Here is a 12,733-nt window from a genome sequence, read left to right on the forward strand (position 1 = left end):
TGTGCACCCTCGCGACCTGCTGAACGAGGCCGTGGCGGGCCTGCTTGCCCGCCCGATGCGCTCGGCGCTGACCACCCTGGGCACCGTGCTGGGCATCACCACGCTCGTGGTCACTCTGGGCGTCGCCGCGACGGCGGGCAACCAGATCGTCGGCCGCTTCGACGAGCTGACCGCCACCTCCGTCACGATCGAAGTCCCGGAGCACTCATTCCCTCTGGTCGATTGGGCCGACGTCAGCCGGGTGACCCGGCTGCGCGGGGTGGTCTCCGCCGCCGCGCTCGCCGAGTCGGAACAGAGCGCCAATCTCAGCGTCCGCTCCAACGACATCGTGGACCCGACCCGGGTCACCGACCAGACTCTGACCGTGCTCTCCAGCAGCCCCGGCCTGCCCGCCGCGGTCAAAGGCAGAATGATCGAGGGCCGCTACTTCGACGCCGGGCACATCGCCCGCGGGGACAAGGTCGTCGTGCTGGGCCGGCACGCGGCCAAGCTGCTGGGCATCACCCGGCTGACACGGGCCCCGGCCGTCTTCATCGGCACCCAGGCGTACACCGTCATCGGCGTGCTCGGCGACCTGAAACGCGAAAAGAGCCTTGCGAGCGCAGTCCTGTTGCCACCGGCCGTCGGCAAGCGCTACGGCCTGAGCACCGTGACCCGGGTCCTGGTCAACACCGGCCTCGGCGCCGCGGAACTGATCGCCAAGCAGGCGCCGGCCGCGCTCAGCCCGGGCAACGAGGCCCTCCTCCAGGTCATCTCGCCGCCCAGCCTCGCCAGAGCCCGCGATGCGGTGGAAGGCGACGTCAACGCCCTCTTCCTGATCCTCGGGCTGGTCTCCCTGGTCGTCGGCGCGGTCGGCATCGCCAACGTCACCCTGGTGACCGTGATGGAGCGCATCACCGAGATCGGCCTGCGCCGCGCCCTCGGCGCCGCCCGCCGCCACATCGCCGCGCAGTTCCTGCTGGAGTCCACCCTTACCGGGCTGACCGGCGGCATCATCGGCGCTTCCGGAGGGATCGTCGTGATCGTCGCGGTCTGCGCCGCCAAGCAGTGGACTCCGGTCATGGATGTACGGCTGGCCGTCATGGCGCCTGCCGCCGGTGCCGTCGTCGGGCTGCTCGCGGGTCTGTACCCGGCCCTGCGTGCCGCCCGCATGGAACCAATCAACGCACTTCGGTAGATATGGTGCATTTTCATGACATCCCTGCTGCTCGTCGAAGACGACGCGGTGATCCGCGCGTCGGTCAGCCTGGCCCTGGAGCGCTACGGCTATCGAATGACCACCGCCGCTGACGGGCTGAGCGGCCTGGAGGCGGCCCAGACAGGCGGCCACGACCTCCTGCTGCTGGATGTGATGCTGCCCAGCCTGGACGGCATCAGCTTGTGCCGCAGGATCCGGGAAACCAGTCAGGTGCCGATCCTCATGATGTCGGCCCGCGGCGACGGCCTGGACATCGTCGCCGGGCTGGAGGGCGGCGCCGACGACTATGTGGTCAAACCGGTCGACCTGCCGGTGCTGGTGGCCAGGATCCGCTCGCTGCTGCGCCGGGCCACCATCGCTCAGCCCCAGCCCACGACCGGGCAGGCCGCCGCGAGCGCGGTGCTCACCTTCGGCGAGCTGAGCATCGACACCGGTTCGCTGGAGGTACGGCGGGCTGGGCGACGCGTCGAGCTGAGCCCGACCGAGTTGCGGCTGTTGCTGGAGTTCGCCGCCCATCCCGGCATCGTGCTGGAACGGGCGACGCTGCTGCGCACCGTGTGGGACTACGGATGGGACGGCGACAGCCGCGTGGTCGACCTGTGCGTACAGCGCCTGCGCAAGAAGGTTGGTGCCGAGCGCATCGAGACGGTCCGCGGGTTCGGCTACAAATTGAGCGCCACATGAATCCGGCTTCGCTGCGATGGAAGATCGCTGCCCTCGTCACGCTCGCCTCCACCGTCGTCGCCGCCATGATAGGACTGCTGGTTCACCAGGCGACCTGGCAGCGTGCCCTGGACATCGGCGAGGCCCGAGCCCAGATGGCCCTCGACAAGTCACTGGCCCCCGCTGACCGGCCCGGCGGCACGCCCGACGACGTGGTGACCGTCGAGGAGCTCCCTGACGCTCTGGCTGCCCAGCTGCGTCCCGGTCGGCCGGTGATCTGGTACGGGCTCGATCACCGGGACGAGCCGTGGATATGGGCCGCCCAACCGTATGGCAGCGACGGCCGCCAGGCGGTGAGCGTACAGATCTCGATGGGCTCGGAGCTGCGCAGCCTGTACGCGCTGGACCGCAGCATGGTCAAAGCCGGACTGCTCGCCCTGGCCGGGGTGGTACCGCTGTCGGTGCTGGCGGCCGAACTCCCCAACCGGCGGCTTCGGCGCATGGCCCGCACCGCCCGCCAGATCGCCGGCGGCAACCTGGCCGCTCGCACCGATGCGGGCGGCCGGGACGAGATCGCCGAGATCGGCGCCGGGCTCAACTCCATGGCCGCCAGCCTGCAGCGGCGGCTGCTGGCCGAGCAGCGCTTCACGGCCGACGTCGCGCACGATCTGCGTACCCCACTGATGGGGCTGCTGACCGCCAGCCAGTTGCTGCCCGACGGGCAGGCCACCGACATGGTCCGCGACCGAATCGGCGTGCTGCGCGGCCTGGTCGACGATCTGCTGGAAATCTCCCACCTGGACGCCACCGGCGAACAACCGGATCGGCAGCCGGTGCCGCTGGCCGACCTGGTACGCGAGTCGCTGCACCGTGTCGACGTGCCCGCCGACCTGCATATCGTCGGCGACCAGGGCGACACGACAGCCGTCACCGATGCGCGCCGCCTGGAGCGTATCGTCGCCAACCTGCTCCTCAACGCCCGCACACACGGCGCCGCCCCGGTAATGATCACCGTGCGCTCCCGCCAGATCGTCATCCGCGATCATGGGCCAGGTTTCCCACCTGACCTGCTTGCGAACCTGAACAAGGGACAGGCGCAGCGCTTCCACACCGGACGGACCGAGCGCGGCCGCGGGCACGGGCTCGGCCTGACCATCGTGCTCGGCCACGCCCGCATCATCGGGGCAAGCCTCCAGTTCGCCAACCCGGTCAACGGTGGTGCGAGCGTCGCCATCACCCTGCCCAACTGAGGTGCCCAGCGGATCGCAGCGACCCGCTCAAGGTGGCCGATCCTGATGATGTCGGCACGCGGCGGCTCGCCGGATGTGGTGGCCGGTGGCGACGACTAAGTGGTCAAACCGGTCTGGTGGCCCGGATCAGGTCGCTGCACCACCGCCTCCGACGGCGGCGCCGTCGACATCCCATCAGATGGCCGGCCTGATGCACGGTTGATACACGGTCAAGCCCGTACGGAGACACGGCCACGGCCGGACGGACACGTGGGTGGCCCACCGTGTTCGGCATGCGACGTTCCTTCGTGCTCCTCCTGCTGGCGAGCGCCCTGTCCGGCTGCGGAACCGTACCGTCCGTCTCCGGGGCCACCGTGTCCGACGTGCCCCTGCCGTGGCCGGCCGAGGGCCAGGCGGCGGTCGAGGTGGAGGGCGTGGGCAGCCTGGGCGCCAGCGGCGACCCTGATCCACTGCCCATCGCCAGCGTGACCAAGGTCATGACCGCCTATGTGATCCTGCGCCGCCATCCGCTCCGGCTCGGCGACGACGGCCCGCCTATCACCGTGGACCGTACGGCCGCCGACGAGTCCTACGCACCGCAGGAGTCCACCGCCCCGGTCAGGGAGGGCGAGCGGCTACGGCTGCGCCGTCTGCTGGAGCTGATGATGGTGCCCTCGGGCAACAACGTGGCCCGCCTCCTGGCCCGCTGGGACTCCGGTTCCCAGGAGCGCTTCGTCGAGCGGATGAACGCCACCGCCCACCGCCTGGGCATGGCCGCCACCATGTACACGGGCGCCAGCGGCAACGAGGACAGCACCGTCAGCACCGCGGCCGACCAGCTCAAGCTGGCCAAGGAGGCCATGCGCGACCCGGTCTTCCGTGAGGTGGTGGCACAGGCTGACACGGCCGTGCCCGGCGACGCGAGAAGGCTGCCCAACACCAACACGCTGCTGAACAAGCACGGCGTCATCGGCATCAAGACCGGCTCCGGCACCGTCGCGGGCGGCAACCTGATGTGGGCCTCCCGCGTACGAGGCCGCCTGGTGCTCGGGGTGATCCTCGGCCAGGTGGCGAACACCAACCCGGTCGCCGCCAAGGCGGCGGCGCTAGAGGCGGGCGGGAAGATGAGCGCGGCGGTCGAACGGTGGCTGCTCAAGCGGCCGGCGGCACTCCTGCCAGAGCCCCGCCCCACCGCTCCTCGCCCTGCCGAAGCGATCGGCCCCGCTCACCGGTGACCCGTCCCGGCAGTTATCCGGGGTGGTCAAGCGAACCAGCCGGTCAGCCGCTTGAAGGTCGTCAAGTCACGTAAGACAAGTAGGCAAACCGCGGCCGCCGCGCCAGTGGGCCGTCGAGAGGTCCGTCAGCCGCGATCGATCCAGCGAACTCAACTCAAGAACTGTTGCTTAGCCTAATTTCTGCACTCATCCTCCCCGGAGGCCGCTTCGCGGCGAGGGCCTCCATCACGCCGTCCAAGCCGTCGCCCGGATGCACGACCATAGCCCTCGCGGCATGGCCCCAACCCGCTAGCAACCCAGCTCAGTACGCCTTCCGGCGGTCTTCTGCAAAACGCTTCAGCTAAGCCGGCGGCGAGCAAGCAGCGTGGAGTCGTGAGCGTTGATAGACGTTCCGTCGCGGGTCATCTTCCGTGGCCGCTGCTCGACCACGAGGGCCTCGAAGTCTTCCGGTAGGCCGGGCAGCAACTCTTCGGCAAGAAACATGGCCCTGCGCCGGCTCGCGGTCAAGTGTGTGAGCTCCCCGGAGGGTGCGTGGCCGACGACGAGGAGATATCCGCCGGGCGCGACGGCGTCGGCCAGCCGGCGGGTCACGTCCATCATCCCGCCGTCCGGCGCGTGCAGATAGTGGCTGGTCACCAGATCGTATGACCGCCCGGCCACCGCGATGGTCCGTGCGTCGACCCGCCACCAGTCAACCTGATCGGCGATTCCGGCTTGCTCGGCGTGCCGGGCGGCGCGTGCCAGGCCGTTGACGGAGAAATCCGCGCCGGTGACCGTCCAGCCCTGGCGAGCCAGCCAGATCACATCGCCGCCCTCACCGCAGCCGACGTCGAGCGCGGTACCGGGGGTCAGTCCGGCCGCCTCGGCGACGAGCTGCGGATTAGGATTTCCGCTCCAGAACTTCTCTTGGCCTGCGTACCTCTCGTCCCAGCCCGACGGCTCGAACATAGCGGCCGCCTCGTCTTCGGTGAGCTGGTGGTGACGCTCAGTCATCGGGGTGCTTTCCTTCCCGTGCGTCGGATCGCATCGTGGGGCTCGTTGAGATTCGCGTTCACGATCCTCTTAAGGCGTCAGGCCGTGCCTGCGTGCGTCGAGCACGCGCTCGGTGGCTTGCCGCTCCAGTTCGGGAGTGAACGGGTATACGGCGACCGCGTTGCGCACATCCTCATGGACCAGGTCGATGTTGATCATTGCTCCGGTCTGCCCGCCCTGCGCCGCTGCATCAATCACCTGTGCCCGGTGGCCGCGCAGGTTCCCGGCCACCCACACCCCCGGCACAGTGGTCATGCCCGTCTCGTTCTCAGCGGTCACTGTCGCGCCGATGACCTGGTCGTCCATCAGCTTTTCTTCAGCACGAAGACCGAGTCCGGCGAGCAGGTCCACCTTCGCCACAGACACCGGGAACACGACGGCGGCCTGGACACCGGTCACGGTTTCGCCAACCCGGATGCCACTGAGCTTGTCGACCGTGCACCTGTCCGGCACGCGCATTGCGGGGAGTGCCCGCATCGATGACAAGCACGTCGCGCCGGGCACGGCACAGGTTTACGGCCGCGCCCAGACCTGCCGGGCCCCCACCGATGATCACAACGTCATATGTACTCATGCCGTGATGGTGCACTCACTCCAAGAGGAACGTCACAAAAAGGTGCCGGAATAGCAAAAGCCAAGGCCGTCACATGGTCTCGCACCCCCTCGGGGACAGGGGGATGACCAGGGACAGGCTGCCGGCGGCCTTAATGTCGACGGAGTAGACCAACACGATCGTGGGGATCAGCAGCTTGCCGCCGACAACGCCCATGATGGCCGCGACCACGCCGATGCCGAAGCCGGCCACGATCCCGGCGATCGTCTGTGCCGCGCCGGGCAGGGTCAGTGTGCCGAGGGCGGTGGTGTGGGCGAGGACCAGGGCGGTGGCCATGAGCACCATCAGCGCTGCGAGCACCTTGTAGAGGGTGGCGCTGCGCATCCTCACCGCCCAGGATGGGAGCCGAGGAGGATCCGGGCAGGATTGAACGTTAAGGCGAAATGGCCGCTGTGTTGGATACTGAGATCAGATTCGGAACATGGACAGGGGAGCCGTGCAGAGGGTCTGCTCAGCGCCGAACTCCTCGAACGTGCCGATGGGGCGGAAGCCAAGGCGGGCGGCGAGTTTCAGAGATCGCTTGTTCGCGGTCTGGGTCACGACCAAGACCGGCTGGTCGGGGAGTTCGTCAGCCGCAGCGCGCAACGCGGCCGTTGCGGCCTCGAATGCGAACCCCGCGCCCCATGCGCTGCGCCGCAGTACATAGCCCAGTTCCAGTTCCTCGCCATCCTCGGTGACATGCCCTGGACCATCGGTCGACCGGCGGGCGAGCATCAATGTCCCGATAAGTCGGTTCGTCGTGTTGTCCGCGATGACATAGTTGCCGGGCCTGGATGTCGCGTTGGCGATTGCTGTATCGAAGCGCTGCTCGACGTCACTCCGAGGCTGGGAGCCACCGATGTATGCCTGAACCTCGGGATCGGTATAGAGCTCGATGAATCCTTCACGGTCGGCATCGTGCAACGCTCTGCGAAGTAGGAGTCGTTCCGAAGGGACTTCCGTGGCAGATAGCGTGCGCAATTGGCTCATAGGCCCGTGATCCTAGAACACGGGCCCCTTGTCTGAGCTGCCGCACTCGCCCGCGCCCGTGGCGTTGACGCGTACCTGGCCGGCCTCCAGGACGTTGCCACCGGTTCGGATCGCACGCACCAGCCAGGTCTTTTCGCCCTAGTGGATCTGTTCGGCGCTGAGCCCGGTTGGCACCTGTGATCCGCTACGGACCAAGCATCTGCCGTTGGCGTGCTAGGCGTCTTTTGTGGATAGACGACTGGCGGAATCACCCCTCGTTACGGGGTCCTCCGGTTCACGCCGGGTGAGCACCAAGGGGGCGTCCTCGGTGATGGCGACCGTGTGTTCGGAGTGGGCCGTGCGTGAGCCGTCGGCCGACCGGATGGTCCAGCCGTCGGCGTCGTAGACGATCCGGTCGGTCGTGCGGGCGAACCAGGGTTCGAGCGCGAGGGTCAGGCCCGGCCGGAGCGTAAGGCCGCGCCCTGCCCTGCCCTTGTTCGAAACGTGGGGCCCCTCGTGCATGGTGCGGCCAATGCCGTGGCCACCGAACTCGTTGTTGACCGGATAGCCGTAGTCGTGGGCTACCGCCCAGATGGCCGCCGAGACGTCACCCAGGCGATTGCCCGGACGCGCCACCTCGATCGCCGCCTCCAACGCTTCCTCGGTGGCACGGATGATCCGCAGGTCCTCCTCGGCAGCAGTGCCGACGACGACCGTGCGCGCCGAGTCGGCCACCCAGCCGTCGACGCTGACCGCGAGGTCCGCGCTGAGTACGTCGCCGTCACGCAGCGTGTAGTCGTGGGGTAGGCCGTGCAGGACGGCGTCGTTGACCGACAGGCAGATGACGTTGCGGAACGGGCCGCGTCCGAAGGACGGCGCATAGTCCCAGTAGCACGACTCCGCCCCGCGCCTTTTGATCATGCCGCGCACGTGGTGCTCCAAGTCCAGGAGGTTGACGCCCACGTCGGCGAGCCGGCCGACCTCGGAGAGCACCTCGGCGACGAAACGCCCGGCCACGTGCATGCGTTGGATCTCCGCAGGCGTCTTCAGCTCAATCACGAATACCTCGCATCACAGGGTGTTGGTATAGTTATACCGGCACCCTAACACTTGCCGGTATAGTAATACCAGTCCTATCCTGGGGGCATGGTCCGCCAACCGCTCACACCTGAGCAGATCGAAGCAGGCAGGCGTCTCGGCGCCCTGCTGCGCCACGCGCGAGCGGGACGCGACCTAGCGGAAGTCGCGCACGCGGCCGGCATCTCGCCGGAAACCCTGCGCAAGATCGAGACCGGACGACTACCCTCTCCCGGATTCGGCGCGATCGTCTGCCTCGGTGAGGCGCTCAACCTGCCGGTGCAGGAGTTGGCAGCCACCTGGCGCGGCAGCGACCTACCGCTGAAAGCCGTCTTGCAGCCGCTGCTCCACCCTTCCACGGAACTGGCCGGCACCATCGCAAAGCGACAAGTAGTACCTGTACCTGGCGCCGATGACAGATATCGCTTGTAGTCACACGAACCATGCTCGGATCGCACTGTCACTTTGAATGTCGTTCGGGCGTCCTGATTAGATGCTGACCAAAATGACAGTGCCCAGGCCGGGCTCAAGCCTCGCTGTCATGTTCGGCGACGCCAGACACCAGCGGAGAGCCCGGCGCCGAGTCGTCCCCGCCGGTTCCCGGGATCCGCGCCAGACCCACACAAGGGGAACCTCGACCTGACCGCCCGGTGAGCGAGCCACGAACGACCAGGCTTCCGGCCGCATGGGACGCCAAGGAAAGACCATGACGTCGATCTGGGGCCTTGTCGCGACTCGGGGAAGGGCCGCGTGGAGATCACCCGCGAGAGGCGGACGACCGATCCTTCCACGATGGCTGGCGAGCCGGGTCCGCCGCTCCGTAGCGGTCGCCCTGCGGCGCGGGCAGGGCGTCGAACTCGGCCAGATCCGCCGGGCTCAGCTCGACATCCACCGCTCCGGCGTTCTCCGCGAGGTACTTCGAGGTCTTGGTCCCCGGGATGGGAACGACGTACCGCCCCTGGGCCATCACCCAGGCGAGCGCCACCTGGGCCGGGGTGGCGCCGATGCGCTCGGCGATCTGACGCACCCGGCCCGCGATGGCCAGGTTGGCGCGCAGCGCCTCCTGCTGGAAGCGCGGTAGTCGCCGCCGGAAATCCTCCTCGGGCAGGTCGTCGAACGAGGAGAACCGCCCGGTGAGGAAGCCCTTCCCCAGGGGCGAGTACGGCAGGAAGGCGATGTCCTGCTCCTGGCAGTAGGGCAGTACCTCGGTCGTCCAGTCCCGGGTCCACAGCGACAGTTCGGACTGCACCGAGGTCACCGGGTGCACCGACTGCGCCCGCTTGATCTGCTCCACCGTCACCTCGGACAGGCCGATGTAGCGCGCCTTGCCCGCCGCCACGGTCTCCGCCAGCGCTCCCCAGGTCTCCTCGATCGGCACCTCGGGATCCACCCGGTGCAGCTGATAGAGGTCCACATAATCGGTGCCGAGCCGGCTCAGGCTCTCGTCGATCGACCTCCGGACGTGCTCTGGGCGGCCGTCCAGGCCCTGAACGGGGTTGCCCTCGGAGTCCCGGGTGAGGGTGCCGACCTTGGTGGCCAGCACCGCACGCTCCCGATGACCGCCCGCCAGCGCCCGACCGATCAACTCCTCGTTGGTGAACGGCCCGTACACGTCCGCGGTGTCGAGCAGCGTCATGCCCTCATCGAGCGCCTGGTGGATCACCGAGACCAGCGTGGCTTCGTCCCGCGGGGTCGCCAGGTCGTAGCTGAAGCTCATGCCCATGCAGCCCAGCCCCAGAACGCCGACCACGGGGCCCTCGGGCCCGAGCGTCGTGGTGCGCATTGCCCGCCCTCCTCATAGACGATGCCTCAACGATACGGGGGAATCCCGAACCGGGCCCGGCACCGGTGCGGGATGAAGCGCCGGACCGGGGCGCGTCGGGGTCGCCGCGGCGCGCCACCACGCGGGCGTCGAGCGCCCGGGACACCGCCTTTCGTTGGGGCACAAGAACCATGCGACGCGCTCGGTGGGGCCGTCACCGAGCCCGCCTGGCGCACCAAGCCCTCGCGGTACCTGGTCGCCACTCAGGACAGGGCCATTCCACCCGCTGAACGGCGTGCTCCCCGGCTGAAATAGGCCGCCGGCGGCGGGCACCCTGTCCTACGCTGGCGGCCTTGCCATCCGCGGCGGCTCGGCCAGGCCCACCTACCACTCCTTGGAGACCTCATGACCTTGACCCCGCAGGTGCCTACCGTCCGCGGCACGGTGGCCGTGGATGATCTGGGCACTGTACTGATGCACGAGCACGTCTTCGTCCTGAGCGAGGAACTACGGCAGAGCATGCCGGAAAGCTGGGACGAGCAGCGGCGCGTCGACGACGCCGTGGCCCGGCTGACGGCTCTGGCGGCGACGGGCGTGTCCACGATCGTCGATCCGACCGTCATCGGCCTCGGTCGGGATGTCCGGCGCGTCGCGTCGGTCAACCGGCATGTGGACCTCAACATTGTGGTCGCGACCGGCCTTTACACACTGGGGGACGTGCCGTACTACTTCCGCTACCACGGGCCGGGCACCCTGCTCGGCGGCCCCGAGCGCATGACCGAGTTGTTCGTCCGAGAGCTCACCGAGGGCATCGCGGGCACCGGTATCAGGGCCGCGTTCCTCAAGTGCGCGATCGAGGACGAGCTCACGCCCGGCGTGGAGCGGGTGATGCGGGCCGTGGCGCAGGCGCACCTCAGCACCGGCGCGCCGATCACCGTCCACACCAGTGCGCACGCCCGCACCGGCTTGATCGCGCAGGAGATCCTGCGCAGCGAGGGCGTGAACCTCGGCGCGGTGGTCATCGGGCACAGCGGTGACACCGCCGACCTGGACTACCTGCACCAGCTCATCGACAACGGCTCCTACATCGGCATGGACCGCTTCGGTCTGGACGTCCTGCTGCCCACCGACCAGCGGGTGGCGACCGTTGCGGCTCTTGCTCGGCAAGGACTGGCCGACCGGATGGTCCTGTCACACGACGCGTCGTGCCACATCGACTGGTTCCCTCCGGGCGTGCGCGAGCAGGTCGCGCCGAACTGGCACTACACCCACCTGCACGAGCAGGTGCTTCCGGCGTTGCTCAGCGCCGGGGTCACCCAGACGCAACTGACCACGATGCTGGTGGACAACCCGCGCCGGTACTTCAGTCCGGCCGAACACTAGCGGCACCGCGGTGTGTCTCGACCGGCACGTTCAGCCGGGCACACCGCGTTCGCCTGATCCGGGTTCGCCGGATCCGGTCAGCGGCTCCGCCACCGCGGGCGTGGCCGCCGATCCCAGCGTGGGGTGCAGAGCGTCGTGGCGGACATCGCGGGGCGTTCTGCTTTCGGCGAGCGGTCCAGACCATGTGCGATATGTTTTGTTCACTCAGAGTAGCTGTATGTATACTCTCGGTAGATCATTGAGGTCATCGGGAGGATCATCGTGAAGCGAATCGCCCTCGTCCCCGTCATCTCCGCCGCCATGGTCGCGGTCATGGGAAGCGCCGCCTACGCCTCACAGTACGTGGCCTACGAAGGGCCGGGCTTCACCGGCCGGTCGGTGGTCATCGACCGGTGCGGCCCGTCCAACATCCCCTTCCACGGGTCGTACAAGTGGTACGGCGACGGCCAGAGCGGCCGGATGTACAACCAGCCCGACACGCAGGGTGTGACGCACTTCGAGCTGCCATCCAACCGCAACGCGGAGCAGAGGACGCCCGTCGGCTGGAAGAGCATCTTCATCGTGTGCTGACGCCCGGAAGGCGGACGGGCCGGGCGCTCACCGAGGCCGACAGGTCCTGCACCGGCCCCTCTCCGTCAGGCTTCAGCGAGATACGGGAGGTTGCAGCGTCCCATTCCACCGTCGTCATGCCGGGTGCATCGGCCGGGTCCCCTCGATCTCGCCGGCACTGTCCGCTCGGGCGGGTAGTAGCAGGGCGGTGACGACCACGGCCACGGACAGCACCGCGCCGATGATGAAGGCCAGCCGCATGCCGTCGAGGTTGGCGAGCGCCTCCGTGGCTCCCGCGGATCTCAGGGCATCGGCTCGCGCGCTCATCACGGTGATCACGAGCGCGGTGCCGATGGCCGCGGAGACCTGCTGCAGCGTGCTCAGGATCGAGCTGGCGTGGGAGTAGAGCGGCGGCGGAACCGCTCCGAGCCCGAGGGTGAATACCGGGGTGAAGGTCGCGGCCAGGCCCACCATCAGCAGCGCGTGCAGACCGAGGAGCTGCCAGAACGGCATGGTCATCGTGACCTGGGTGAAGCCGGTGAGCGCGAGCGCGATCCCGATCGCGCCGGGGATGACCAGAACCCGGCCGCCGAACCGGTCGAACAGGCGGCCGACGGTCGGACCGAGCAGCCCCATCGCGAGGCTGCCCGGCATCACGAGGAGTCCGGTCTGCAGGGGGCTGAGCTCACGGACGTTCTGCAGGTACAGCGGCAGCAAGATCATCGATCCGAGCATCGCCATGAAGGCCACCGACATCAGGATCAGCGCGATCGTGTAGGTGCGGTGGCGCAGGGTACGTAGGTCCAGCAGCGGCACGCCGCGCTTCTGCAACGACAGCTGGCGGGCGACGAAGACGGCGATGGCCACCAGGCCGGCCGCCACGATCGCGGCGGCGACGCCGGCGTCACCCCCCTCGAACCAGCTGAGCCCGTAGACCAGGCCGCCGAAGCCGGCAGCGGCGGTCACCACGCTCAACCAGTCGATGGTGCTGAACTGGGGCTCTCCGACGTTCTTGAGCTGCTTCAGGCCGCGCCAGGTGATCAC

Annotated in this window: 14 protein-coding genes and 1 pseudogene; 7 read left to right on the forward strand and 8 right to left on the reverse strand. The window is 68.4% G+C overall.

Annotation, left to right across the window (positions count from 1 at the left end):
* Position 1 precedes the first annotated feature (1 nt).
* The 4 genes from ABZ260_RS01440 (at position 2) to ABZ260_RS01455 (ending at position 4,325) form a co-directional block, all read left to right on the forward strand.
* On the forward strand, positions 2-1,177 hold the full coding sequence (locus ABZ260_RS01440; RefSeq protein ID WP_355611363.1) for an ABC transporter permease: 1,176 nt from the start codon (positions 2-4) through the stop codon (positions 1,175-1,177).
* 15 nt (positions 1,178-1,192) lie between these two features.
* A complete protein-coding gene (gene cseB / locus ABZ260_RS01445; RefSeq protein WP_355611366.1) occupies positions 1,193-1,882 on the forward strand; it encodes a two-component system response regulator CseB in 690 nt (229 codons plus the stop codon).
* The gene (locus ABZ260_RS01450; RefSeq protein ID WP_355611369.1) at positions 1,879-3,111 is read left to right on the forward strand and encodes a HAMP domain-containing sensor histidine kinase; all 1,233 of its coding nucleotides are present in this window, start codon (positions 1,879-1,881) and stop codon (positions 3,109-3,111) included. Before cseB ends, ABZ260_RS01450 begins: the two co-directional genes overlap by 4 nt.
* Positions 3,112-3,383: 272 nt before the next feature.
* The gene (locus tag ABZ260_RS01455; protein WP_355611372.1) at positions 3,384-4,325 is read left to right on the forward strand and encodes a serine hydrolase; all 942 of its coding nucleotides are present in this window, start codon (positions 3,384-3,386) and stop codon (positions 4,323-4,325) included.
* 336 nt (positions 4,326-4,661) lie between these two features.
* On the opposite strand, the gene ABZ260_RS01460 is transcribed toward ABZ260_RS01455, so the two are convergent.
* The 6 genes and pseudogenes from ABZ260_RS01460 to map form a co-directional block, all read right to left on the reverse strand.
* On the reverse strand, positions 4,662-5,318 hold the full coding sequence (locus ABZ260_RS01460) for a class I SAM-dependent methyltransferase (RefSeq protein ID WP_355611375.1): 657 nt from the start codon (positions 5,316-5,318) through the stop codon (positions 4,662-4,664).
* Positions 5,319-5,387: 69 nt separating this feature from the next.
* Complete coding sequence (locus tag ABZ260_RS01465) at positions 5,388-5,816, reverse strand: hypothetical protein (protein WP_355611404.1); 429 nt, start codon at positions 5,814-5,816, stop codon at positions 5,388-5,390.
* A pseudogene (locus ABZ260_RS01470) lies at positions 5,815-5,931 on the reverse strand (FAD-dependent oxidoreductase); the annotation flags it as partial. The gene ABZ260_RS01465 and the pseudogene ABZ260_RS01470, both read right to left, overlap by 2 nt.
* Positions 5,932-6,000: 69 nt before the next feature.
* Complete coding sequence (locus ABZ260_RS01475; RefSeq protein WP_355611378.1) at positions 6,001-6,300, reverse strand: hypothetical protein; 300 nt, start codon at positions 6,298-6,300, stop codon at positions 6,001-6,003.
* 78 nt (positions 6,301-6,378) lie between these two features.
* Positions 6,379-6,939: a GNAT family N-acetyltransferase gene (locus ABZ260_RS01480; protein ID WP_355611380.1), complete on the reverse strand. Its 561-nt coding sequence runs from the start codon at positions 6,937-6,939 to the stop codon at positions 6,379-6,381.
* Positions 6,940-7,152: 213 nt separating this feature from the next.
* Complete coding sequence (map, locus tag ABZ260_RS01485; protein WP_355611383.1) at positions 7,153-7,977, reverse strand: type I methionyl aminopeptidase; 825 nt, start codon at positions 7,975-7,977, stop codon at positions 7,153-7,155.
* A gap of 87 nt (positions 7,978-8,064) precedes the next feature.
* Here map and ABZ260_RS01490 point away from each other — a divergent pair, with 87 nt between their 5' ends.
* On the forward strand, positions 8,065-8,427 hold the full coding sequence (locus ABZ260_RS01490; protein ID WP_355611386.1) for a helix-turn-helix transcriptional regulator: 363 nt from the start codon (positions 8,065-8,067) through the stop codon (positions 8,425-8,427).
* Positions 8,428-8,752: 325 nt separating this feature from the next.
* Here the strand turns inward: ABZ260_RS01490 and ABZ260_RS01495 are convergent, their stop codons facing one another.
* On the reverse strand, positions 8,753-9,778 hold the full coding sequence (locus ABZ260_RS01495; protein WP_355611389.1) for an aldo/keto reductase: 1,026 nt from the start codon (positions 9,776-9,778) through the stop codon (positions 8,753-8,755).
* A 384-nt stretch (positions 9,779-10,162) separates the two neighbouring features.
* On the opposite strand from ABZ260_RS01495, the gene ABZ260_RS01500 reads away from it, so the two are divergent.
* A complete protein-coding gene (locus ABZ260_RS01500; RefSeq protein ID WP_355547861.1) occupies positions 10,163-11,140 on the forward strand; it encodes a phosphotriesterase-related protein in 978 nt (325 codons plus the stop codon).
* Positions 11,141-11,401: 261 nt separating this feature from the next.
* Positions 11,402-11,710, forward strand: a complete 309-nt coding sequence (locus tag ABZ260_RS01505; RefSeq protein ID WP_355611392.1) for a MiAMP1 family antimicrobial peptide — start codon at positions 11,402-11,404, stop codon at positions 11,708-11,710.
* Positions 11,711-11,824: 114 nt separating this feature from the next.
* Here ABZ260_RS01505 and ABZ260_RS01510 read toward each other — a convergent pair.
* Positions 11,825-12,733 (reverse strand): MFS transporter (locus ABZ260_RS01510; protein ID WP_355611395.1); only part of this gene is annotated, 909 nt, incomplete at its 5' end.

The organism is Streptosporangium sp. NPDC006013 (assembly GCF_040614275.1).
Taxonomy (GTDB): domain Bacteria; phylum Actinomycetota; class Actinomycetes; order Streptosporangiales; family Streptosporangiaceae; genus Streptosporangium.

Excerpts from the sequence above, each read along its gene's own strand:
- ABZ260_RS01455 (WP_355611372.1), top strand. The coding sequence starts at position 3,384 with ATGCGACGTTCCTTCGTGCTCCTCCTGCTGGCGAGCGCCCTGTCCGGC.
- ABZ260_RS01490 (WP_355611386.1), top strand. The coding sequence starts at position 8,065 with ATGGTCCGCCAACCGCTCACACCTGAGCAGATCGAAGCAGGCAGGCGT.
- ABZ260_RS01460 (WP_355611375.1), bottom strand. The coding sequence starts at position 5,318 with ATGACTGAGCGTCACCACCAGCTCACCGAAGACGAGGCGGCCGCTATG.
- ABZ260_RS01495 (WP_355611389.1), bottom strand. The coding sequence starts at position 9,778 with ATGCGCACCACGACGCTCGGGCCCGAGGGCCCCGTGGTCGGCGTTCTG.
- ABZ260_RS01500 (WP_355547861.1), top strand. The coding sequence starts at position 10,163 with ATGACCTTGACCCCGCAGGTGCCTACCGTCCGCGGCACGGTGGCCGTG.
- ABZ260_RS01450 (WP_355611369.1), top strand. The coding sequence starts at position 1,879 with ATGAATCCGGCTTCGCTGCGATGGAAGATCGCTGCCCTCGTCACGCTC.
- cseB (WP_355611366.1), top strand. The coding sequence starts at position 1,193 with ATGACATCCCTGCTGCTCGTCGAAGACGACGCGGTGATCCGCGCGTCG.
- ABZ260_RS01480 (WP_355611380.1), bottom strand. The coding sequence starts at position 6,939 with ATGAGCCAATTGCGCACGCTATCTGCCACGGAAGTCCCTTCGGAACGA.
- ABZ260_RS01465 (WP_355611404.1), bottom strand. The coding sequence starts at position 5,816 with ATGCGCGTGCCGGACAGGTGCACGGTCGACAAGCTCAGTGGCATCCGG.